This window comes from Comamonas sp. w2-DMI (assembly GCF_040187735.1).
In the GTDB taxonomy this organism is placed as follows: domain Bacteria; phylum Pseudomonadota; class Gammaproteobacteria; order Burkholderiales; family Burkholderiaceae_C; genus Comamonas; species Comamonas terrae.
This window is the reverse complement of record NZ_JBANEL010000004.1, coordinates 220,819-242,264: the sequence shown is the minus strand read 5'-3', so window position 1 is coordinate 242,264 and position 21,446 is coordinate 220,819. Positions and strand designations below refer to the sequence as shown.

General features: G+C 67.2%; 16 protein-coding genes and 1 pseudogene. 6 read left to right on the top strand and 11 right to left on the bottom strand.

Going from position 1 to position 21,446, the window contains the following annotated elements; all coding sequences use genetic code 11:
- Window positions 1–25 precede the first annotated feature (25 nt).
- Entirely contained in the window at window positions 26–964 is a 939-nt protein-coding gene (locus tag V8Z74_RS06860; RefSeq protein WP_502879473.1) for a ChaN family lipoprotein, read from the bottom strand.
- A 151-nt stretch (window positions 965–1,115) separates the two neighbouring features.
- On the opposite strand from V8Z74_RS06860, the gene V8Z74_RS06855 reads away from it, so the two are divergent.
- Window positions 1,116–2,225: an AbrB family transcriptional regulator gene (locus V8Z74_RS06855; RefSeq protein WP_349708649.1), complete on the top strand. Its 1,110-nt coding sequence runs from the start codon at window positions 1,116–1,118 to the stop codon at window positions 2,223–2,225.
- On the opposite strand, the pseudogene V8Z74_RS06850 reads toward V8Z74_RS06855, so the two are convergent.
- The 4 genes and pseudogenes from V8Z74_RS06850 to V8Z74_RS06835 all read right to left on the bottom strand — a co-directional run bounded on the left by V8Z74_RS06850 (window position 2,222) and on the right by V8Z74_RS06835 (window position 7,331).
- Window positions 2,222–4,341: pseudogene (locus tag V8Z74_RS06850) on the bottom strand (c-type cytochrome). The gene V8Z74_RS06855 and the pseudogene V8Z74_RS06850 overlap by 4 nt on opposite strands.
- Before the next feature lie 523 nt (window positions 4,342–4,864).
- The gene (locus V8Z74_RS06845; protein ID WP_066475770.1) at window positions 4,865–5,158 is read right to left on the bottom strand and encodes a BTH_I0359 family protein; all 294 of its coding nucleotides are present in this window, start codon (window positions 5,156–5,158) and stop codon (window positions 4,865–4,867) included.
- Window positions 5,159–5,380: 222 nt separating this feature from the next.
- On the bottom strand, window positions 5,381–6,514 hold the full coding sequence (locus tag V8Z74_RS06840) for a DUF3108 domain-containing protein (RefSeq protein WP_349708648.1): 1,134 nt from the start codon (window positions 6,512–6,514) through the stop codon (window positions 5,381–5,383).
- A gap of 25 nt (window positions 6,515–6,539) precedes the next feature.
- Complete coding sequence (locus V8Z74_RS06835) at window positions 6,540–7,331, bottom strand: IclR family transcriptional regulator (protein ID WP_349708647.1); 792 nt, start codon at window positions 7,329–7,331, stop codon at window positions 6,540–6,542.
- A 132-nt stretch (window positions 7,332–7,463) separates the two neighbouring features.
- Between V8Z74_RS06835 and V8Z74_RS06830 the strand changes: the two genes are divergently transcribed.
- Window positions 7,464–8,504, top strand: coding sequence for a fumarylacetoacetate hydrolase family protein (locus V8Z74_RS06830; RefSeq protein ID WP_349708670.1), 1,041 nt, complete (start codon window positions 7,464–7,466; stop codon window positions 8,502–8,504).
- Window positions 8,505–8,719: 215 nt separating this feature from the next.
- Complete coding sequence (locus V8Z74_RS06825) at window positions 8,720–9,535, top strand: TraB/GumN family protein (protein WP_349708646.1); 816 nt, start codon at window positions 8,720–8,722, stop codon at window positions 9,533–9,535.
- 127 nt (window positions 9,536–9,662) lie between these two features.
- On the opposite strand, the gene V8Z74_RS06820 is transcribed toward V8Z74_RS06825, so the two are convergent.
- Window positions 9,663–11,267, bottom strand: coding sequence for a sensor domain-containing diguanylate cyclase (locus tag V8Z74_RS06820; RefSeq protein WP_349708645.1), 1,605 nt, complete (start codon window positions 11,265–11,267; stop codon window positions 9,663–9,665).
- Between the two features lie 11 nt (window positions 11,268–11,278).
- Complete coding sequence (locus V8Z74_RS06815; RefSeq protein WP_349708644.1) at window positions 11,279–13,345, bottom strand: molybdopterin-containing oxidoreductase family protein; 2,067 nt, start codon at window positions 13,343–13,345, stop codon at window positions 11,279–11,281.
- A 119-nt stretch (window positions 13,346–13,464) separates the two neighbouring features.
- On the opposite strand from V8Z74_RS06815, the gene V8Z74_RS06810 reads away from it, so the two are divergent.
- A complete protein-coding gene (locus V8Z74_RS06810) occupies window positions 13,465–14,667 on the top strand; it encodes a M20 aminoacylase family protein (protein WP_349708643.1) in 1,203 nt (400 codons plus the stop codon).
- 102 nt (window positions 14,668–14,769) lie between these two features.
- Here the strand turns inward: V8Z74_RS06810 and V8Z74_RS06805 are convergent, their stop codons facing one another.
- Window positions 14,770–16,314 (bottom strand): MFS transporter, encoded by a 1,545-nt coding sequence (locus V8Z74_RS06805; RefSeq protein WP_349708642.1) that lies wholly within the window; start codon window positions 16,312–16,314, stop codon window positions 14,770–14,772.
- A 42-nt stretch (window positions 16,315–16,356) separates the two neighbouring features.
- Window positions 16,357–16,893 (bottom strand): MarR family transcriptional regulator, encoded by a 537-nt coding sequence (locus V8Z74_RS06800; protein ID WP_349708641.1) that lies wholly within the window; start codon window positions 16,891–16,893, stop codon window positions 16,357–16,359.
- A gap of 236 nt (window positions 16,894–17,129) precedes the next feature.
- Between V8Z74_RS06800 and V8Z74_RS06795 the strand changes: the two genes are divergently transcribed.
- Window positions 17,130–17,384, top strand: coding sequence for an acyl-CoA-binding protein (locus V8Z74_RS06795; protein WP_066475785.1), 255 nt, complete (start codon window positions 17,130–17,132; stop codon window positions 17,382–17,384).
- 92 nt (window positions 17,385–17,476) lie between these two features.
- On the opposite strand, the gene V8Z74_RS06790 is transcribed toward V8Z74_RS06795, so the two are convergent.
- Both V8Z74_RS06790 and V8Z74_RS06785 read right to left on the bottom strand, forming a co-directional pair.
- Window positions 17,477–19,180 (bottom strand): phosphoethanolamine transferase, encoded by a 1,704-nt coding sequence (locus V8Z74_RS06790; RefSeq protein ID WP_349708640.1) that lies wholly within the window; start codon window positions 19,178–19,180, stop codon window positions 17,477–17,479.
- A 233-nt stretch (window positions 19,181–19,413) separates the two neighbouring features.
- Window positions 19,414–20,664, bottom strand: coding sequence for an aminopeptidase (locus V8Z74_RS06785; RefSeq protein WP_502879472.1), 1,251 nt, complete (start codon window positions 20,662–20,664; stop codon window positions 19,414–19,416).
- A gap of 30 nt (window positions 20,665–20,694) precedes the next feature.
- On the opposite strand from V8Z74_RS06785, the gene V8Z74_RS06780 reads away from it, so the two are divergent.
- Entirely contained in the window at window positions 20,695–21,315 is a 621-nt protein-coding gene (locus V8Z74_RS06780; protein WP_066475790.1) for a hypothetical protein, read from the top strand.
- Window positions 21,316–21,446: the final 131 nt, after the last annotated feature.

Here is a 21,446-nt window from a genome sequence, read left to right as displayed (position 1 = left end):
GGGCAGCGGGAGCCCTGCGTTTCTCTCAGGGCTTGCCGGCTTGCCCTGCCGGGCGCTGCCATTGCGCGCGCAGCTGGGCGCAATGATCCACGCCCGGGGCGGCGGGCAGCACCTGCCACCAGTCCGGGGCAAACTGCAAGGCTCCTTGCTCAGCCGGGGCGCGCGCGACGGCCACCTTGTACGGCAGGTCAGCGCCCAGCCAGGTGGGTACGCCGACATCGGCGCGCGAATGCCCGCGCCCCGAGACCAGCAGCACGCTCTGGCCGTCACGCCGCAGCCGGGCTGCGGCGGCCCGCAAGGCTTGCGCCATGCTTTCGTCGCGGGCCAGCTGTATGCGGGCCATGGGCGTCCACTGCGCCTCGGGCAGCAGGCCGCAGTGGCCGTCGCGGATGGCCTCGCGCTGCAACTGCCAGCCCGCGGCAGGCAGGTGCGCGTCGAAGCGGGCGTCGCCCATGGCGGCCTGCATGCGCTCGCGCGGCAGATTGCCGCCGAGCACGGGCACGCCGGCCTGCACGGCCGCCATCACCACCCCGCGGTAGCGCTGCCATGCCCAGTCCTTTTCCTGCCAGCGCAGGGCCTGCCGGACCTGGGCCTCGCCGGCATCGCGCGCCAGGCCCTCGGTGCTGCCGCCTGCGGGCGCCATCTCCAGCACCACGGCCGCCAGGCGCTGGAGCCGGGCCAGTTCGCCGATGGTGGCCGCCTGCCATTGCTGGTGCGCCGTCGCGTCATGCTGCTCGCCGAGCAGGATCACGGGCGTGCCGGCCCATTGCCGCAGCTGGAGATTCCAGTCCGATGCGCTGGTGAATGCTTCAAGAGGGGGCGCTGCCGGCGATGACGGAGCCGTTGCCTGCTGGGCGCAGCCGCCCAGGGCCAGCAGGACTGCCATTGCGGCGGTTCCGGCCTGGGCGGTCAGGGAAGAATTTGCGGGCCGGCGCGCCGGGGCCTGCGGGGAAGATGTCCACATAAAGCTGGTCCTATCGTGAAAGACGGGGCATGGCTTCGTACCTGTAGAAATCGCACCGGCTTTGCCCATCGAAAAATGCCGCGATACTTGTGCGGCTTCGCTCGCTGCGAGCGAGGTTTCCATTGTCGCGCCTTGTCTTACCCCGCCGCGCATGCCTGCCTTTTCCCTGCCTTCCCCTGTCTTCGTTGCCCGCGTGGCCGCCACGCTGCTGCTGGCCTGGCTGGCCGCCCGGCTGTGCCTCTGGCTGCACACGCCGCTGCCGTGGATGCTGGGGCCGCTGATCGCGACCTCGCTGGCGTCCATTGCGGGAGCGCCCACTCAGAGCTGGGCCAAGCTGCGCAACATCGGGCAGTGGACCATCGGCGCAGCCCTGGGCCTTTATTTCACGCCGCCGGTCACCGAGCTGGTGGCCAGCCTCTGGTGGGCGATTGCACTGGCCATTGCCTGGGCCCTGCTGCTGGGCTGGGGCTTTGGCGCCTGGCTGTACCGCGTGCAGGCTCCATCCATGCTCGGGCGGCCCGGCATGGACGAGGCAAGAATGCGCGCCACCACGTATTTCGCAGGCTCCATCGGTGCGGCTTCGGAGATGACCCTGCTGGCCGAGCGCGAACATGCGCGCACCGACCTGGTGGCCGCCAGCCACAGCCTGAGGCTGGTGATCGTGACGGTGACGATTCCGTTCGCCCTGCAGTATGCAAGGTTGGCGGGCCTGCATGGCGCGGCCGGGCTGGCGCTGCCGGCCGTGCGCAATGTGCAGTGGCCGGGCTTTGCCGCCCTGGTGCTGCTCACGGGCCTGGGTGCGCTGGCCATGGTCAGGCTCGGGCGCGCCAATCCGTGGTTCCTGGGAGCGCTGCTGGTTTCCATGCTGCTGACCATGGCGGACCTGGAACTGTCGGCCGTGCCCCAGGGCCTGATGAACGCGGCGCAGCTGGTGATCGGCGTCAGCCTGGGCGTGCGCTTCAAGCGTGAATTCCTGCATACGGCACCGCGCTGGCTGGCCATGGTGGCGCTGGGCACCGTGGGGCTGATGGCGGTATGTGCCGCTTTTGCCTGGGCCCTGCATGCGGCCACCGGCCTGCCCTGGGTGACGCTGCTGCTGGGCACTTCGCCGGGCGGCATCACCGAAATGGCCATCACCGCCAAGGTGCTGCAGCTGGGCGTGCCGGTGGTCACGGCGTTTCAGGTCTGCCGCCTGATTGCCGTGCTGCTGCTGGTGGCGCCGCTGTACCGCTGGCTGCGCCAGCGGTCCGGCAGGTCCTAGTACCGCGCGTCGGCGGGCTTGCTGTCCCTGGGCCAGTCCTTGACCTTGGCGGCAAAGTCGGGGCGCGGCTGGTGGCTGAAGTATTCGGCCACGTCCACGGCTTCCTGGTCGCTGAGGCCGCCCTGACCCAGCGGGAACTTGCTGTGCATCGCGATCGGCATGTTGCGCTTGACGAAGGCTGCCGCCGTGTAGGTGCGGGCCATGCCGGCGCCGATGTTGAAGGATTCGTCGCCCCACAGCGGCGGGTAGACCCACTGGCCCCTGGCGTTCTTCACGCCTTCGCCGTCGCCGCCGTGGCACAGCGCGCACTGGGCTTCATAGATCTTCTTGCCGTTGTCGCGGTTGGGGACGATGGCCTGGCTGACCTTGCCCACGCCGCGGCCCTCGACCTTGTCCTCGGGCTTGGTTTCGCGGCGCATCCAGTCGAACAGCGCGACCATGGACTTCATCTCCTCGGAATCCAGCGGCAGCGGCTTGCCGTTCATCGACCGCAGGAAGCAGCCGTTGATGCGGTCTTCCAGCGTGATGGTGCGGCCCGCACGCGGCGCGTAGCTGGGGAAGAAGGCCGAGATGCCGATATAGGGCGAGCCGTCGGCCACGGTGCCGGCGTTCAGGTGGCAGCTTGCGCAGTTGAGGGCATTACCCACGTTGCGGGGCAGCAGGTCGCGCGTCTCGATGTTCAGGCGTGCGCCGTAGACCAGTTGCCTGGCATTGGGCTCCTCGAGCATGGCCGCCAGGCGCGGCGTCTCGAAAGGACGCGAGTGGTCGGCCTGGGCCTTGAGCTGCTTGCGCTGGCTCGCCACATCCCCGGCCTTGACTTCGGGCGCGTTCTTGCGGCCCCAGCTGCGGCGCGTGAAGTTCAGGATGTCTGCAATCTCCTGGTCGCCGAGCTGCGCGAACGCCGGCATGGTCAGCGCCCGGGAATGGCTTTGCGTGACCGGCGTGGTCCAGCCGGTCAGCATGATATGGATCAGCGTGCTGGGGTTGTCCGACAGCAGCGAGCGGTTGCCTTCGAGCGAGGGAAAGACGTCCCTGACGCCGCCGCCATCCGAACGGTGGCAGTCCGCGCAGAACTGCAGATAGCCCAGGCCGCCGCGGCTGGTGTAGAGGTCGGCCGGCACGTCGTAGTGCGCGGCTTCGGCGCCGGCCGTGGCGCGCGCGGGAATGGCAATGCGCGGCGCCGGGCCCTGCGCCACCTGCATGGGCAGGTCGCCGGAACCGGCAGGCAGGGATTTGAGATAGGTGCCGATGGCCAGCAGATCGGCATCGCTCATGTACTGGGTGCTGTGCTGCACCACGTCCACCATGTTGCCGGAGACGATGCCATGCCTGTTGCGGCCGGTCTTGAGCAGCTCGGCCGTTTCCTCGGGGGTCCAGAGATTGCGCAGGCTCAGGGCACGCCAGCCTTCCACGGTCTCGCCGGCCAGGAAGAACCGGCCCTTGCTGCCCTCGCCGGACATGGTCTTTTCCTGGAAACCACGCCGCGCGGCGTATGGCAGGCGCCGCAGTGGCCCAGGCCCTGCACCAGGTAGGCGCCGCGGTTCCATTCGGCGCTCTGGGCGGGCTGGGGCTGGAAGGGCGTGTCGTCCAGGAACAGCCAGTTCCACAGCGACAGGCCCCAGCGCTGGTTGAAGGGAAAGCCGATTTCCGATGCCCGGTTGGGCGCCGCCACCGCTTCCACGCCATGCATCAGATAGGCATAGAGCGCTTGCATGTCCTCCTGTGTCATCTTGGCATAGGAAGGGTAGGGCATTGCCGGGTACAGATTGCGGCCGTCCGCGGCCACGCCCTTGCGCATGGCGCGGTCGAACTGCGCAAAGCTGTAGCCGCCCAGGCCCGTGGCCTTGTCCGGCGTGATGTTGGTGGAATAGAGCTTGCCGAACGGCGTTTCCAAAGCCAGCCCACCTGCCATGGGCTTGGATTTTTCGCCCGTATGGCAGGCCACGCAGTCGCCCAGGCGCGCGATATAGCGGCCGCGCTCCACCAGCGTGCGCTGCTCGGCCGTCAGGTCGGCCGCATAGTTGGCGGGCAGGTCGTCGATGACCTGGGGCGTGTCGGGGGCTGCCGGGCTGTTCGCGGCCAGCGTGTGCGCCTCCTGTACCGTGGCCGATGCCATGTGCCAGAAGACGACCAGTGCGGCGGTGACCGGCCAGATGCTGTATTTCAACGTGTTCTTCATATTCCTTCCCGGATGCCGTGATTCATGGGTGCGCTTCCATAAAGGAATTCTGGATTTGTTCCTTGCGCGTGGGGAATATGAACGTTGATATGGGTCAATGAACCCCGGGAAGGAGGAGGACGTTAATCCGGATGTTTTTATGTCGCATGTCGACGGCGCATTTGGATGTTGTGCATATCATTGTTTTTAAAAGAAAAAATTCAATGATGCCTGAATTTATGAGTCATGTTGCTGTTCGCTGCAACAGACACGCTTTTCAGTTTTTTTTGATTTTTCTGGATGACTTGGGGTAAACGGAAAGTAAATCTACCGGAGTGAATTTACAGGGCAATTTCCATTTAATGCGGCGTTAATGATTCTGCGGAAAAAATGCAATGCCTTGCGCCGCAGGCTGGCGCCATGAAAAAAGGGAACGTGCTTATGCCACGTTCCCCCTGGTGGAGACGGAAGGCTGCCGGCGTCAGTGCACGATCACCGGCTGCTGGGCCAGGCCCGCATAGCGATCCAGCGTGTCCTCGACTTCTTCCTCGGTCGGCGCATCCTGCTGCCAGGCCAGGATCTGCTTCTGGAACAGTTCTGCCCAGGAGCCGTCCAGATAGACCTCCTTGCCCGAACGCTTGTCCACGATCTCGAAACCGTGGCGCGGCAGTTGCGGGATGGCGTTCTTTTCCGCAGTGCCGGCCGTTTCTTCGTCTTCCATGTCGGGACGTAGATGGAGCACCACAAAAGATTCGGAGTCGTAAAGCATTTGCATGGTGTTCCCCCTTTCTGAGCCGTGTTGCGGGTGTGTTCTCCATGGAGATGGAGGTCCGGTGCCGCGTTTCAAGACCGAAACGCCTACCCGGGCACCTGAGCACAGTATTTCACGGATTGGACCTCTCGGCCATGAATCCGTGTCGGCGGGGCCACGAGATGCCGCGAAGCTGCCGGCTATGCCGGATGTAGGCGGCGCGGAACGTGCCCGTGCTGTTTGCCGCTACTGCGGCTCGTAGCGCTTGAGCCGCAGGTCCACATAGTCGTTCTGGCCCTGGTTCAGGCGGATGCGCACGGGCAGGTACTGCATGGACGGCGCCAGCCACAGCGCGCCCTGCTGTTCGCTGTTGCCCTGCGTGTCGGGCAGCTTGTCCAGCCGCAAGGCCTCGACGGAGCCGGCCGGCAGGTCCAGGGTTTCGCTGGGGCCGACGGCAAAGCGCCAGCGTGCAGCGGCGCGGGCACTGCTGGTGGTCAGCTCGATCACCGTGCCCTGAGGGTAGCGGCCGGGGGCGGCCGCCAGCAGGGCCGACAGTTGCAGAAAAACGCTGAGCCGATCCTGCACGCCGTCGGCAATGGCGGCCTCGGGCGTACCGTCGCTGAAGCTGGCCTTGCCCTGGGCCACATCGAAATGGGCTGTCTGGGTCTTGCGGCCCCGGTCGGTAAAGCTCAGCGGCTGCAGGCCGCGAGGGGTGACCAGCCCCTGGCTGGTCTGGGAGCGCTCGCCCATCAGGAACATGCTGATGGACTGCCTGGCCTGGTAGTACTGGCCGTCGTGCGACCATTGCAGTTCGGCGCCGGCCGAGTACTGGAAGCCCTTGACCTGCCCTTTGGCATCGAACTCCAGGGTGGCCGGCCCGGGCAGGGCCACGGGCAGTTCCGTGCCTGGCGGCAGTGGCGCGGCGCCCGCCGGCGTGACCCGCAGACCCTGGGCCGTGCCTTGCCGGTCGGCGGGTGGGGACGGTGGCGTTTCCGGTGGGGCGGGCGTCTCGGCCGGCGCCGGGCTGCCGGTGGCTTGCGCTTCGCTATCGGGAGCGGCTGGCGCTTGTGCCACCTGGGTTTGATCCGGATCCGGCACTGATTTCTGCACGGGCTCCGGCGAAGGCACGGGTGCGGGCCGCGGGGCTGGCGGTTGCGGCCGGGGCTTGGGGGCTGGCGGGCGTGCCGGCCTGGGGGGCGGCACGGGCGGGGCCGGGGGCGCAGGCGGTTGCGCCTGTACCGTGCGGGTCTGCATGACCACGGTTTCCCGGCCCTGGATGTCCGGCCTGCCTTCCAGGGCCGGCAGTCCCCAGAGCACCACTGCATGGGCGGCGACGACCACGCCGGTAATGGGAATCAGGGCTTTGCGGGCGCCGACCATGGGAGCGATTTCATCCTTGTCGGTTTCAGGCCTGGGCCGCGCTGCCCCAGCCCAGGTCCAGCGACAGCTGGCGGGCCGCGGCCTGCAGCGGCACATCGATGGCTCCACCATAGTCGGGATCGAAAGTGGCCACCGAGCCCAGGGTCATCAGCCCCAGCACCAGATGGCCGGATGCGTCGAAGACCGGCGCGCAGAACGCCACGATGCCGGGCAGCACGGTATCGACCACGCGTGCCGTGCCGCGCTGGCGCACTTCGGCCAGCATGGCGTCTATGGCCTGTGGCGTCAGCGGCAGATCCTGGCGGTTGGCCTTGCGCGCGCGCTCCAGCTCGGGTTCCATGAGCGGCTGGGTCATCTCGCGCGGCAGCCAGGCGGCAAAGCAGCGGCCCGTGGCCGAGGCCAGCATGGGCATGACATCGCCCAGGCTCAGGTTGGCCGTGACCGCCTCGGCGCATTCCTCCCAGTGCACGATGGTCGGTCCGTGGTTGCCCCAGACGGCAATGGCCACCGTATGGTTGATCTCTTCCATCAGCGCCGGCACGCGCTCGCGTGCCAGCCGCACCGGATCGAGGCGCGACAGTGCGGCCAGCCCCATCTTGAGCGCAGCCGGCCCCAGGTCGTAGCGCGAGCTGCGCTCATCCTGGGCGACCAGGCCGATGCGCTGGAAACTCACCAGATAGCGGTGCGCCTTGGCGGCACTCATGCCGGCGTCCGACGCGAGATCCCTGAGCATGAGCGGGCCACGTGCGCGCGCCAGGGCTTCGACTAGGGAGAAACCCACCTCTACCGATTGAATGCCTGCCCGTTCCTTGTCCATTGCAATAGAATTCGTGTTTTGTTTAGTTAAATCAATTTAACCAATCGTAATTCAGGTGGCCGCATCGGGCAGCCGGCGAAGCCTTTCGCCGGGCAGCTGCAGAGACGGCGGTCTGGATGCGGGGGAGTGTCGATGAAACTGGCCACCTACAAAGATGGTTCTCGTGACGGTCAACTGGTCGTGGTTTCCCGCGATCTGAGCCAAGCGCATTATGCGACCGGCATTGCAAGCCGCATGCAGCAGGTCCTGGACGACTGGAGCTATATGGCGCCCCAGCTGCAGGACCTGTACCACCAGCTCAACACGGGCAAGGCACCCCATGCCTTCCCCTTCGATCCCCAGCAGTGCATGGCGCCGCTGCCGCGCGCCTACCAGTGGGCCGACGGCTCGGCCTACATCAACCATGTGGAGCTGGTGCGCAAGGCGCGCAATTCCGAGGTGCCCGCCACCTTCTACACCGACCCGCTGATGTACCAGGGCGGCAGCGACGACTTCATCGGTCCCTGCGACGATGTGGTCGTGCCCAGCACGGCCATGGGCATCGATTTCGAGGCCGAGATCGCCGTGGTGACCGGCGATGTGCCCATGGGCTCCACGCCCGAGCAGGCGCTGGGCGGCATCCGCCTGGTCATGCTGGCCAACGACGTGAGCCTGCGCAACCTGATCCCCGCCGAGCTGGCCAAGGGCTTCGGTTTCTTCCAGTCCAAGCCCGCCACGGCCTTCAGCCCCGTGGCCGTGACGCTGGACGAGCTGGGCGATGCCTGGAAGGGCGGCCGCCTGCACCTGACGCTGCAGTCGACCTGGAACGGCCGCAAGGTCGGCATGTGCGATGCGGGCGAGGAGATGACCTTCCATTTCGGCCAGCTGATCGCCCACATCTGCAAGACGCGCAATGTGCGTGCCGGCTCCATCGTGGGCAGCGGCACGGTCAGCAACAAGGGCGTGGAAACCGGCACCGGCAAGAACAAGCGCATGGAATGGCCCAAGGGCTACAGCTGCATCGCCGAAAAGCGCTGCATCGAGACCATCCAGGACGGCGCGCCCAAGACCGAATACATGCAGTATGGCGACACCATCCGCATCGAGATGAAGGGCAAGGACGGCCAGAGCATCTTCGGCGCCATCGACCAGAGCATCGCGGCCCCCGGCGGCAGCGGAACCGACGCCGCTTGAGCCCCCTGATGCGCCTGCCGTTGCGCCGGCTCCGCGCAGCTGCAACGGCTGCGGTCCTGCTGGCGCTATGGGCCGCTCCGTCGATGGCGGCCCCGGCGGACGCCGCTTCTGCGGCGCCGCCGGCATCTGCCTCGGCCGCCGCTTGTCCGCCTCAAGCGCGGCTGCCTGCGCCCGCCGAGCTGCAAACGCTTGCGCGCCAAGCCCGCAATCACGGGTTGCTGTGGCGCGTGCGGCGCGACGGCCGCACCAGCTGGCTGTACGGCACCATCCATGTGGGCAGGCTGGAATGGCTGATGCCCGGACCTGCGGTCGTGCAGGCCGTGAAGGCGGCAGACAGCCTGGCGCTGGAGCTCGATATCACCGATCCGGCAGTCCTGCAGCAGCTGGGCGAGGGCTTGCGCGAGCGTCCCGGTGCCGCCTCCCTGCCCACGGCGCTTGCGCAGCGCCTGGCGCGGCAGCGCAAGGCAGCCTGTGCGGATGACAACGTGGCCGCGATGCGGCCCGAGGCGCAACTGATGGCGCTGCAGTCCCTGGTCGGCCGCGCGCGCGGCCTGGACCCTTCCTATGGCGTCGACCTGGTGCTGGCCGGCACGGCGCGCTCCATGGGCAAGCAGGTGGTCGGCCTGGAAACGCCGGCCCTCCAGCTGCGCGAACTGTTTTCCGACGACCCCGCCGCCATTGAAAAATCCCTGGCCGACGGGCTGGGCCAGCTCGAGAGCGGCCAGTCCCTGGCCATGATGGAAACGCTGGCCGCGCTGTGGGAAAAGGGCGATGCGGACAAGCTGGCCCGCTTTCCGTCCTGGTGCGGCTGCCTGGAGACCGAAAGCGAGCGCGCGGAATACCGGCGCATCGTCGAAGGCCGCAATCCCGGCATGGCCGAAGGCATCGACGCCCTGATGGCCCAGGGCAAGACCGTCTTTGCCGCCGTGGGCGCGCTGCACCTGATCGGCCCCCGGGGGGTGCCGGCGCTGCTGGCCGCGCGGGGCTACGAGGTGGAGCGCGTGCGCTGGCCCGGCGGCGACGCCCGCTGAAGGAGCGGCGATGCAGTTCAGGGAACCAGGCATCACCGGCCTCAAGCGCATGCACGGCAAATGCTTTGCGCTCCTTATTTAGTGGCGTTGGCGATATGTGCCGGATGGCGGCGCTGGCGCGGCCTTGTCAGTCCTGGGCGCGCGGGGCCTCGTACACGGCCACGCGGTTGCGGCCGTTGCGCTTGGCCTGGTAGAGCATGGCGTCGGCCTGCTTGAAGACGCTTCTGGTGCTGGCCTCTCCGCCGGGCCAGCAAGACACGCCCAGCGAGATGGTGATGCGGCCCACGACGGGCAATTCGTTCGCTTCGATTTCGCGGCGCAGGCGTTCGGCCACCTGGGCGGCGCGGTGCAGGGGAACCTTGGGCAGCAGCAGCAGGAATTCCTCGCCGCCCACGCGGCAGGCAATGTCGTCTGCGCGCGAGATCTCGCGCATCTGCGCGGCCAGCTGGCGCAGCACTGCATCGCCGGCGTCGTGGCCATGGCTGTCGTTCACGCGCTTGAAGTGGTCGATGTCGATCGCGATCACGGCAAACGGCGTCTCCTGGGCCTGGAATCCGGCCACTTCGGCATTCAGGTAGCGGCGGTTGCCCAGGCCGGTCAGCGGGTCGGTATTGACGTCCTCGCGCAGCTTGCTGATGTTCTTCTGCAGCAGGCCGATGCCGATGAGCATGGCTTTCTTGAGCTCGTGCGATTCAAAGTACCAGGACTTGACCGCGCGTATGGTCTGGTCCGTGCTGGGTTTGTCCATGGTGCGGGCGCCGTTGGCCAGCAGCTGCAGGGGCCTGGCGATGCGCCGGGCGCTCCAGCAGATGGCCAGCAGCGTGAGCACTGCCACGGGCAGGGTCTTGTACAGCACCGTGCGCATCAGCGCGTGCAGCGGCGCCAGCGTGGCCTCCTGCGGACGCTGGGCCACGATGCCCCAGCCGGTGGAGGGTACGACGGCAAAGCCGGCCAGCGTCTCCACGCCCTGGCTGTTGGTCACCAGGGATTTGCCGCCATGCCCGGCCGCAATTTCGTCGGCCGCCGCGTTGCGGGCCAGCACGTTGCCCACGCGCTGGTTGTCGGGGTGGTAGATGATGCGCTTGCCCCGGTCCACCACGTAGATGTAGGAGCCGTCCTCGTAGAAATGCGTGCCCAGCAGCTGGTCGAGAATGTTTTCCTGCTTCAGGTAGATGCTGCCGGCCACCATGCCCAGGTACCGGCCGTCACGCGCGAAGATGGGCTGGGAGATGAAGACGATGAAGTTGCCCGCCGCCGACAGATAGGGGTCGCTGATCACCGGTCCCCTGGCGGCCAGCGATTTGCGCACGCCCTCGCTGTCGACCTTGCGGCCCGTGATCTTCAGCGTTGCGGGGGACGTGGCCAGCACCACGCCGCCGGCGTCGAAGATGCCCACCGAGTTGAAGCTGCGCGACTGCAGCTGCAGGCGCGCGGTCTCCTCCTGGAGCCGCGGCGCGTCGTCCATGTGCGTTGCGATCACCTGCGCGGCATAGTCCAGCTGCTGCAGCGCCGACTGCAGGAAATCCTCGGTGCTGCTGGCCAGTTTGGTGGCATAGGCGTGGTTGGCTTCCAGCGTGGTGTCGATCAGCTGCTGGCGCTGGACGGTGTAGCTCGCGTAAAAGGTATTGGCAAAGGGGATGAAGGCGCTGCAGATGGTCAGGGCCAGGATCAGGCGGCGCAGATTCACCTTCTGCGGCGATAGACGCCGGGGCAACCATCGGGTGAAGTCCATGGCTGCCGCCTTCAGCCCGCCATCCGCGTGACTTGCACGGCGCAGTCGTAAAAGCACGGGCCGCGGCCGATATCGGTCAGCTGCTGGTGCGTGAGCTGGTTGACGTTGGTGCCGTTCTCGCCCAGCTTGCGCCACCAGATCCCCAGGCCCACGACCACCCCCTTGCGCGCGCGGCCGTTGAGGCTGGCATGGCAGACATGCTCGCCGCGGTCGTTGAAGACCCGCACCCTGTCGCCGTCGGCAATGCCGCGCGCCGCCGCGTCGTCGGGGTGCAGTTCCAGCAGCGGGCGGCTTTCCATGCGCTGCAGGCTGGCCACATTGACGAAGCTGCTGTTGAGGAAGTTGCGCGCCGGCGGCGAGATCATGGCCAGCGGGTGCCGGTCCGTGGGCGGCTCGTGGTTGGGCAGGTGGTCGGGCACGGTATTCACGCCCAGGGCGGCCAGGGCGCTGCTGTCGAATTCGCACTTGCCTGAAGGCGTGGCAAAGCCGCCGTCGGCGAACGGTGCCTCGGGCAGCGGGATGCGCGCAAAGCCCTGTTGCAGCAGCTCTTCGAAATCGATAGCTGTCTGCGCAATCGCCGTGCGGCACAGCGCCTCGTCGGACTCATGGAAATGCGGCGCCGCAAACGCGGCGTCATGGCGGGCCATATGGGCGGCCAGCGCACGGAAGACGGCGGCATTGCTGCGCGCCTGGCCCTGGGGGGCAATGGCCGGGCGGTTGAGCAGCACGTCGGTATGGCCATAGCTGCCGTGGATGTCCCAGTGCTCCAGCTGGGTGGTGGCCGGCAGAACGTAATCGGCATGGTCGGCCGTGTCGGTCATGAAATGCTCGATCACCACGGTGAACAGGTCCTCGCGCGCAAAGCCGGCGGCCACCTTGGCCGACTCGGGCGCCACGGCCACGGGGTTGCTGTTGTAGACCACGATGGCCTCGATGCGCGGGCCGAAGCGGCCGCCGCCTTCGTGCAGCAGGGCATCGCCGATCGTGCTCATGTTGATGGTGCGCGGCCGGCGATCGCCCAGCAGCTGCGGCATCTGCAGCCGGGCGCGGGCAAAGGGCTGCGCGCCCGAGCTGGACAGCAGCAGGCCGCCCGCACGGTGGCGCCAGGCGCCCACCAGCGCCGGCAGGCAGGCGATGGCGCGCACGGCATTGCCGCCGCCGCGCACGCGCTGCATGCCGTAGTTCAGGCGGATGGCGGCCGGCTGGGTGGTGCCCCAGGCGCGCGCCAGCTGGCGGATCTGCTCGACCGGCAGGCCGCAGACCTGGGCCGCGCGCTCGGGCGGCCATTGCAGCGCGCGCGCCCTGAGCGGTTCCCAGCCCAGCGTGTGGCGCGCGATGTAGTCGTGGTCCAGCCAGTCATTGGCGATCAGCTCGTGCATCAGCGCCAGGGCCAGCGCCGCGTCGGTGCCGGGCAGCAGCTGCAGGTGCTCGTGGCATTTCTCGGCGGTTTCGCTCCTGCGCGGATCGATGCACACCAGGCGCGCGCCGTTGCGCTTGGCTTCCTGGGCGTAGCGCCAGAAGTGCAGATTGCTGGCAATGCTGTTGCTGCCCCAGATGACGATCAGCCGGCTTTCGGCAAAGAACTCCATGCGCATGCCCAGCTTGCCGCCGTAGGTGGCGGCCAGCGCCTCGCCGCCGGCGCTGGCGCAGATGGTGCGGTCCAGCAGGCTGGCTCCGAGCTGGTGGAAAAAGCGCCGGTCCATGCTTTCGCCCTGGACCAGGCCCATGGTGCCCGCATAGCTGTAGGGCAGCACGGCTTCGGGCTCGCGCCTGGCAATGGCGTGCAGCCGTGCGGCGATGTCGCTCAGGGCTTCGTCCCAGCTCACCGGCACGAACCGGCCGCTGCCCTTGGGGCCGCTGCGCTTGAGCGGCAGCAGCACGCGCTCGGCATGGTAAGTGCGCTCCGTGTACTTGCTGACCTTGGCGCACAGCACGCCGCCGGTGTGCGGGTGGGCCGGATTGCCCTGCACCTTGATGGCCGTGCCGCCGGCCACGGTGGTGACGAGCGAACAGGTGTCGGGGCAGTCGTGCGGGCAGGCACCGATGACTTGGGCCGGGGTGTCGGTGGGGGTGGGCATGGTGTGGGCTGGTTTTTGGGAAGAAGGTGCCGGCGGGCGGTCCTGCAGCGCCTTATTATGCGTGGGCACCGGCGTCGAATCATGTGGAATTCACGGTGCGTGCGAGAGGAGAGTGCGCCATGGCCTTGCTGCCGGAACTTGAGGAAAGCGCTGCGGCCATTGCGGCCTTGCGCCGCGATATCCATGCCCATCCGGAGCTGTGCTTCGAGGAGGTGCGCACTTCGGACCTGGTCGCAGCCCGGCTGGAGCAGTGGGGCGTCGAAGTTCACCGCGGCCTGGGGCGCACCGGCGTGGTCGGCACCCTCCGCGGCCGCGACGGCGGCGCCAGCGGCAGGGCGATCGGCCTGCGCGCCGACATGGATGCCCTGCCCATGCAGGAGTTCAACACCTTTGCCCATGCGAGCCGCCACGCCGGCAAGATGCACGCCTGCGGGCATGACGGCCACACGGCCATGCTGCTGGCGGCGGCCCAGTACCTGGCCGCGCACCGCGAGTCCTTCGAAGGCACGGTCTACGTGATCTTCCAGCCGGCCGAGGAAGGCGGAGGCGGTGCGCGCGAGATGGTCAAGGACGGCCTGTTCACCCGGTTTCCCATGCAGGCCGTGTTCGGCATGCACAACTGGCCCGGCATGAGGGCCGGCACCATGGCCGTGGGTGCCGGGCCGGCCATGGCGTCGAGCAACGAGTTCAGGATCGTGGTGCGCGGCAAGGGCGGCCACGCAGCCTTGCCGCACATGGTGGTCGACCCCGTGCCCGTGGCGGCCCAGCTCATCCTGGCCCTGCAGACCATCGTGAGCCGCAACGTCAAGCCCATCGAGGCCGGCGTGGTCTCGGTCACCATGGTGCATGCGGGCGAGGCCACCAACGTGGTGCCCGACAGCGTGGAACTGCAGGGCACGGTGCGGACCTTCACGCTCGAAGTGCTGGACCTGATCGAGCAGCGCATGCGGCAGCTCAGCGAATCCATTTGCCTGGCCCATGGCGCACAGTGCGAATTCGAATTCGTGCGCAACTACCCGCCCACCATCAACAGCGCTGCCGAGGCCGAGTTCGCTCGGCAGGTCATGTGCGAGATCCTGGGCGACGAGGGCGTCGTGCCACAGGAGCCTTCCATGGGTGCCGAGGACTTCGCCTTCATGCTGCTCGAAAAGCCCGGCGCCTACTGCTTCATCGCCAACGGCGACGGGGACCACCGCGCCCCGGGCCATGGCGGCGGGCCGTGCACGCTGCACAACCCGAGCTACGACTTCAATGACGCGCTGATACCGCTGGGGGCGACGTTCTGGGTGAAGCTGGCGCAGAGGTGGCTGGCGGCCACCTGAACGGGATTGCAGGCATGAATGGTAGAAGCCGGGGCGAAACCCGGCCTCTGCCTCTTCAAATAGGCATATGGCCCGCACTCTGAGTGCACAGTCTGCAAGACATCATTTCAAATGCCGCTGCACGCTGACCACCACGGCCGCCGCCGCGGCCACCAGGGCCAGCCACTGGTACAGGTCCTGGCAGGCCATGAAAAACGCCTGGTGGTGCACCACGGCGCTCATCTCGGCCAGTGCGGCGCCATGCGCCTGGCTGGCGGTGTAGCCCAGGTGCTCGAAAGCGGCTTGCAGCCTTGCCAGCCAGTCCACGGCGGCCGGGCTGGAGGGCGTGACGCGGCCCATGAGCTCGGTGTACTCGGTGAACTGGCTGTCCTGCAGCGCCACGGCAGCCACGGCCGAGGCGAACGAGGCCATCATCTGGCGCATGATGTTCTTGCTCTGGTAGCCCTTGGCGAACAGGGAGTCGCCCAGCGCGCGGAAGGTCAGGGCCGCCACGGGCAGCACCATGAGCACGCCGAAGAAGCCCTTGACGACCAGCGCCCCGAACAGCGCGCTATAGGGAGCGTCCGGCGCAATCTTGCTCATCCACCAGCAGGCCAGCGCCATGGCCGTGCAGCCGGCCATCATCATGGCGCGCTTGTTGCTCACCTTGCCCGCGTACCGGATGTAGAAGATGGCGACCACCAAGCTGATGGCCGCGGAGAAGCTGTTGAGCCAGCCCGTGGTGACCAGCGGAATGTTCAGGCCCTGCTCGGCGAACTGCGGGAACAGGTAGTTGCTGAAGTTGATCACGAAGTAATACAGCGCGTACAGCGCCAGGCCCACGAGAAAGCCCGGGTGCGTGAGATCGCGCAGGTGCAGCAGCGGCTCGTCGTGCTTCCACTGGTGCAGGCCGAACAGGCCCAGCAGCAGCACGCCGGTCAGCACGATCAGGACCAGGCGCTCGGGCCGGTCGAACAGCTCGTAGCGCGCCTCGGAAAAGCTCCACTGCACGCAGCCCACGGCCAGCACGAACATCAGCACGGGCGCCACCGAGAAGCGCACCGGCGTATGGCTGCGGCCCAGGTGGCGTGGCAGCATCCAGCGCACGCCGGCAGCCAGCAGGCCCACCAGCGGCAGCACGATCCAGAACACCCAGCGCCAGCCCCAGTTGTCCACCAGCCAGGCCGACAGAACCGGGCCGATGGCACCGACGCTGAAGATGCTCAACATGTAGATGCGCACGGCCCGCGGGCGCAGCTGGACGGAGAACAGCAGCGGTATCAGCACCCGCGTGCTGATGAAGAAGGCGCCGCCGCCCATGCCCTGCACGAGGCGGGCCGTGGTCAGCTCCGCCAGATTGGCCGCGTTGGCCGAGGCCAGGTCGCCGGCGCCGTAGAGCAGCAGGGCGATGAGCAGGTAGTGCCGGTAGCCGAAATGGCGCGTCAGCCATTGCTGCAGGGCGATCATGAGCATGCTGCCGATGGCGTAGGCCGCCTGCACCTGGGCAAACTCGCGCGGCGCCACGCCGATGCCGCCCAGGATGTGGGAGGAGCCGAAAACGAACATGCCGTTTTCGAGGAACTCCATGCCCACCAGGGCGCCGAGCAGCCACATCAGCAGGCGCTGCTTGCGGCGATGCATGAACTGTTGCCAGCGCTGGGCTTTCATGGGGTGACCTGCTATGGATTCAGACTGTCTTGCGCAGGCCCATCAAGCGTTTGCGCGGATGTTCGCATGGGCACTGTCTGTCGCTTCCCCTGGGGCTTGAGGTTGCTGCAGTCCGCTGTGCACCTGGCGCAGCTGCTGCTGCAGCAACTGCGTGGCCTGCTCGCCCAGGCATGCCCAGGCCTGCAGGTAGACCTGCTGCACCACGGGCACGCAGCGCTGCAGCAGTTGCGTGCCTGCCGGCGTCAGTGCCAGCTGCAGGCTGCGGCGGTCCTGCACATCCTGGGTGCGGACCAGCAGGCTTTTCTTTTCCAGGCCGTCAAGCAGGCGCGTGACCTGGGTGCGCGTGGCGTCCAGCGACACGCCGAGGTCGGAGGGGCGCAGGGGCTCGTGCACGCTGTCGGACAGCAGGTGCAGGGCCAGGTATTCGCGCATGTGCAGGGCAAAGGGTGCGAGGGCTTCGTCCACGCGGCGCTCCAGCAGCGTGGCGGTGTGCAGCAGCAGGCGGGAGGCGGCCACCGCATCCCGGTGGCGGGCCGGCTTGCCGGCCAGGATGCGTTCCAGGCGTGAATCCAGACTCATGGCATGCTCTTTATTTGATTTCAAATGAAATTATATCCTTTGCAATCAAATCGGTGGTCGGCACGGATAGACCCTGCGGCCGCAGTGGCCGCCGCCGTTTCCAAGCGACACAGACATCCCTCAGAGGGGCATGCGCGCAGATGCCGTATACATGTGTTTAAAAAAGAACGATCGTTCTAATTTGAGCGTTTTTTCGCTACACTGGCTGGGACTTTCAAAACCCAAGGAGACTTGCCATGTCCGACCTGAACGCCAATTTCGAAGCTGCGGTCAAGAATTCCACTTCGATCAGCGAGCGCCCCGACAACGCCACGCTGCTCAAGATCTACGCGCTGTACAAGCAGGCCACCGAAGGCGACAACGAAACCAAGAAGCCCAGCTTCACCGACATGGTGGCGCGCGCCAAGTGGGATGCCTGGGACAAGCTCAATGGCACTTCGCCCGATGAAGCCAAGCAGCAGTACATCGACCTGATCGAATCGCTGCGCTGATCCATTGGCGAAGCTGCGTCCGCAGCCTCCATCCATGAAAAAAGGCCTGTCTTGGCAACAAGACAGGCCTTTTGCGTAGCGGCAGCCAGATTTCAGCGGCAGCTTTGCAGCGCGTCCAGCGCCGGCTTGTAGGTGGGGCTGGCCACGTCCAGCAGGCCCAGCACCGTGTGGTAGAGATTGTCGTGGGAGACGGGCTTGTCCAGTTCCTTGCGCAGGCAGGCTTCGCCCACATGGGTGCGTGCGCCCAGCGTGCCCAGCCAGGCGATCATGGGCACGTGCTTTTGCTCGTCGGGAGCGATGGCGTAGGGAATGCCGTGCAGGTACAGGCCGTTTTCCCCCAGCGACTCGCCATGGTCGGACATATAGAGCAGGCCTGTCTCGTAGCGGGCTTGCTGCTGCGTGAGCCAGTCTATGGTCTGCGCCAGGAACAGGTCGCCGTAGCGGATGGAGTTGTCGTAGACATTGACCACGTGCTCGCGCGGGCAGCCCGACAGCGCGTTGGTCTCGCACTCGGGCTTGAAGACCTTGGTTTCGGGCGTGGAGCGCTTGTAGTAGGCCGGGCCATGGCTGCCCATCTCGTGCATGACCAGCACGATGCCCCGGGCCCGGCGCGCCGGATCGAGCTTGGCGATGCGCTCGTCGAGGCCGCTGAGCAGCATGCCGTCCAGGCATTCGCCGTCGGTCGTGCACAGGGCCTTGCCTTCGGGCGTGTTCACGCGGTCGGCCGTGCTGGCCGAAGGCACGCGCTCGCACACGCCCTTGCAGCCGGCCTGGTTGTCTATCCACAGCACGGCCAGGCCGGCGGCCTGCAGCACGTCGAGCAGATTGTCATGGTCGGCCTTGGCGCCGTAGAAGCCCTCGCGGCCCAGGTGCGAGAACATGCAGGGCACGGACTCGCGCGTGCTGGTGCCGCAGGAGTAGGCGTTGCGCCAGCTCAGCACCTCGCGCCTGGCCAGCTCGGGGTTGGTGTCGCGCGCATAGCCGTTGAGGCTGAAGTTGGCCGCACGCGCGGTCTCGCCCACCACCAGCACGAACAGCGGCGGCTTGCTGCCGGCCGCATAGCTGGCGCCCAGGGCCGCGCCGCCCGTGATGCTGACAAACGGCCGCTTCTTGTGCAGCACGGGCTTGAGGGCCGTGTCCACCACGGCCAGCACGGGGTTCACGGGGTTGAACATGTAGCGCAGCCACAGGTTGTTGCGCACCACGGGCGCCAACTCCCGGTAGGAGACAAAGACCGAGGCGGCCAGCAGTGCGGCGGCTAGCACGAACAGGCCCAGGGTGCGCAGCAGGCTGGCGAGCGCGGTGCGGCCGCCGCGTATCGGCAGACGCCACAGCCACAGCGCCGGAACGCCGACGATGACGGCCACTTCGAGCAGCAGCCTGGGGTTGAACAGATCCGCGCTTTCGCGAACATCGGTCTGCAGCACGTTGTTGATCATGCCGCTGTCCATCATGGTGCCGTACTCGACCATGAAGTACTGTGAGCAGGCCGCCGTCAGCAGCAGCAGCAGCCAGACCGGTTTCATCCAGCGCGGCCAGGCGGTGAAGCTCAGCAGCAGCGCGATGGCGAAAAACACCAGCGGCAGCGCGCGCAGCACCAGCACGGGCAGGCTGCCGGTATAGCCGTCCAATGTGGGCAGGCGCAGCCACAGCGCCCAGTTGGCGGTGAGCGTGAGCCAGGCCGACAGCAGCAGCACCACGGCTTGCGGGGAGCGCGGAGCGCGCAGGCGCTGCCATAAAGAAGGGGAGGACGAAGCAGGGGGAGGCGAGGATCGCGAAGGCAAAGACTGGGACATTGTTCAAAGCCTAGCCGGGCAGGCTTAAGTGGATCTGAAGCGGATTGCTCAATGGGGGCATTGTCTCTTCAGCCCGGCAATCCCGGGCGGGCCACCATCCAAAAAGCCCCCGCGCTTTCGGCCTTGTCCGCCCCTGCGGTCTGCCAGGCCGTGAAGCGGGCGCCGATGCACGGCCTCGGTTGCGCCGCCGAGCTTCATCGCGGCGGCCATCGCGGCCGCTGCGGTAGGCCGGTTCACTGATTCTCAGGGCGCGGCGCAGGCTGCGGGCCTGGGGGTATCTGCGGGCAGGTATTCGCACAGCTGCTGCTGGCGCTGCTCGGCGGGCAGCCTGGCCCATTCGCGCACCTTGCCGTAGAACAGCTGCCAGCCGGCCGGCGAGGGCACGGGGGAGCCCTGCGCAGGCTGCGGGCCTGCTGCTGCATCTGCGTCCACAAGGCCGTGAATGCCGGCACCCAGTCGTCATAGGCCGCCAGCGCGCCAAAGCTGGCATTGTTGGCCCGTGCCACCCAGTCGTCGGTCTGGCCCAGGCGCTCCAGGTACTGGGCGCGCAGCTCGGGCGTGGTCAGCAGCGGCTCGTCCTGCGCCAGCCACTGGGCGCGCAGGTGGGCATAGCGCGCGCGGAAATCCGCAAAGATTCCTGCTTTGATAGCTGCCAGCGCAGGTGTGTCCTGGGTTTCGCCCTGTTTTGACCCTGATTGCGGGTGGTAGAGGTTTTGCAGCCGCTCGCGCGTCTCCCGGGTCACGGCGCGCCACTGCTCGCGGCGCGCCAGGGATTTCTGCCAGCGCTCGCGCGTGGCGGCACTGGCATGGGCCTGCAGCCACAGCGGCGTGCCCAGGCGCTCCACGGTGGTGGCAAAGGATTCGTTGAAGGCCGTGTCGTCGGCCACATAGACCACCTGGTGGGCGAGTTCGTGGAACAGCAGGCCGGCAAAATCGCCCTCGGCCCAGCCCGCGAAGGTGTTGAGCAACGGGTCACCCCCCAGCCAGTTCAGATAGCCCAGCGTGGAATAGGCGGGCACGCCGTAGACGCTGGTTTCCAGCCCCTGCTGCTGCAGCTGGCGCGCCTGCGCCTGCGCAGCCTCCATGGAGAAATAGCCGCGGTAACCCACGCAGCCCGCAATCGGAAAGCACCAGCGGTGCAGCTCCAGGCTGTAGGGCGGCGCGGCCGTGACGTTCCAGACCGCGTAACGGCGCTGCAGGTCCGCATAGCGGGTGTAGCTGGCATTGCTGGGCAGGCCCAGCTCGTTGCTGGCGAATGCGCGCATCTTCTGCGCCGTTTCCAGCCGAAGCCGCAGCGATGGCGGCAGATCCGGGCGATCGAGCCAGGCCGAGATCGGCTGCGCGGCCTGCAGGATGGCCGCCTGTCCCTGGAATCCCTGCCAGTAATAGCCCAGGGACGAGCAGCCCGCCAGGGCCGCCAGGCCGATGGCGGAGGCTGCGGCCCGCAGGCCCGCCCGTCTGACTACACTCGAGCCTTTGGTCATCACCGTTGTCTACCCGTCCGGTTTCGCTTCATGGATCTGTTCACGCTTCTTCTCATTGTCACTACAGCGCTTTACCTGCTCAAGAAACAGGAGCAGCGCAAGCATACGCTGCTGCTGGCACAGCACCTGGGGCGTTTCCAGATCGAAAAACTCATGGGCTCCCTCATGGACGGCTATATGCGCGTGCTCGGCGAGCCGGATGCCGAGCGACGCGCCCAGATCTGGACCGTGCTGGAAAACGCCGAAAGCAGCCTGGTCGCGCAGTTCCAGCGCTTTGCCAAGGAGTTTGCCCAAGTGCCGGCCGAGCTGGCGCGCGTGACGACCCTGCCGCTGGCCCTGCCCTATGCCGACCGCGTGTTTCCGGCGGCCACGCTGGACGTGCGCGCGCTCATGGGCCTGCATGCGCAGGCCATTGCGGCGGTGCGCGTGGGCGAGGCCGGGGACGACGAGGAGCGCAAGCGCCGCGCCTTCACCATGACGGCCGAACTCATGCTGATGCAGCACAGCTGCCACTGGTTCTGTAAGAGCCGCACCATTGCCTCCATGCGCCTGCTGGCGCGCCACAAGACGGCCTACGAGCAGGTGCTGCAGTCCGTGGCCCCGGAAACGCAGCGCGGCTACCAGGCCTTGACCGGAATCCGCATCCGCTAGGGGCAACAGGGCGATGTCCGCCCCCGCGCTTGAAGTTTTCAGGGTTTGCTTGAACTTGTCATCAATTTGCGTCGATTGCTGACAGATGGGTGAACCGGCCGGCCTTGACCATGCCGGCGGTGGTGTGAAGA

What these genes read in the sequence shown, in the direction of transcription:
- V8Z74_RS06840 (WP_349708648.1), bottom strand. Translation starts at nt 6,514, where the DNA reads ATGGTCGGCGCCCGCAAAGCCCTGATTCCCATTACCGGCGTGGTCGTC.
- V8Z74_RS06805 (WP_349708642.1), bottom strand. Translation starts at nt 16,314, where the DNA reads ATGAAAGCCCAGCGCTGGCAACAGTTCATGCATCGCCGCAAGCAGCGC.
- V8Z74_RS06855 (WP_349708649.1), top strand. Translation starts at nt 1,116, where the DNA reads ATGCCTGCCTTTTCCCTGCCTTCCCCTGTCTTCGTTGCCCGCGTGGCC.
- V8Z74_RS06815 (WP_349708644.1), bottom strand. Translation starts at nt 13,345, where the DNA reads ATGCCCACCCCCACCGACACCCCGGCCCAAGTCATCGGTGCCTGCCCG.
- V8Z74_RS06800 (WP_349708641.1), bottom strand. Translation starts at nt 16,893, where the DNA reads ATGAGTCTGGATTCACGCCTGGAACGCATCCTGGCCGGCAAGCCGGCC.
- V8Z74_RS06780 (WP_066475790.1), top strand. Translation starts at nt 20,695, where the DNA reads ATGGATCTGTTCACGCTTCTTCTCATTGTCACTACAGCGCTTTACCTG.
- V8Z74_RS06835 (WP_349708647.1), bottom strand. Translation starts at nt 7,331, where the DNA reads ATGGACAAGGAACGGGCAGGCATTCAATCGGTAGAGGTGGGTTTCTCC.
- V8Z74_RS06785 (WP_502879472.1), bottom strand. Translation starts at nt 20,664, where the DNA reads ATGACCAAAGGCTCGAGTGTAGTCAGACGGGCGGGCCTGCGGGCCGCA.
- V8Z74_RS06830 (WP_349708670.1), top strand. Translation starts at nt 7,464, where the DNA reads ATGAAACTGGCCACCTACAAAGATGGTTCTCGTGACGGTCAACTGGTC.
- V8Z74_RS06860 (WP_502879473.1), bottom strand. Translation starts at nt 964, where the DNA reads ATGTGGACATCTTCCCCGCAGGCCCCGGCGCGCCGGCCCGCAAATTCT.
- V8Z74_RS06790 (WP_349708640.1), bottom strand. Translation starts at nt 19,180, where the DNA reads ATGTCCCAGTCTTTGCCTTCGCGATCCTCGCCTCCCCCTGCTTCGTCC.
- V8Z74_RS06810 (WP_349708643.1), top strand. Translation starts at nt 13,465, where the DNA reads ATGGCCTTGCTGCCGGAACTTGAGGAAAGCGCTGCGGCCATTGCGGCC.
- V8Z74_RS06795 (WP_066475785.1), top strand. Translation starts at nt 17,130, where the DNA reads ATGTCCGACCTGAACGCCAATTTCGAAGCTGCGGTCAAGAATTCCACT.
- V8Z74_RS06820 (WP_349708645.1), bottom strand. Translation starts at nt 11,267, where the DNA reads ATGGACTTCACCCGATGGTTGCCCCGGCGTCTATCGCCGCAGAAGGTG.
- V8Z74_RS06845 (WP_066475770.1), bottom strand. Translation starts at nt 5,158, where the DNA reads ATGCAAATGCTTTACGACTCCGAATCTTTTGTGGTGCTCCATCTACGT.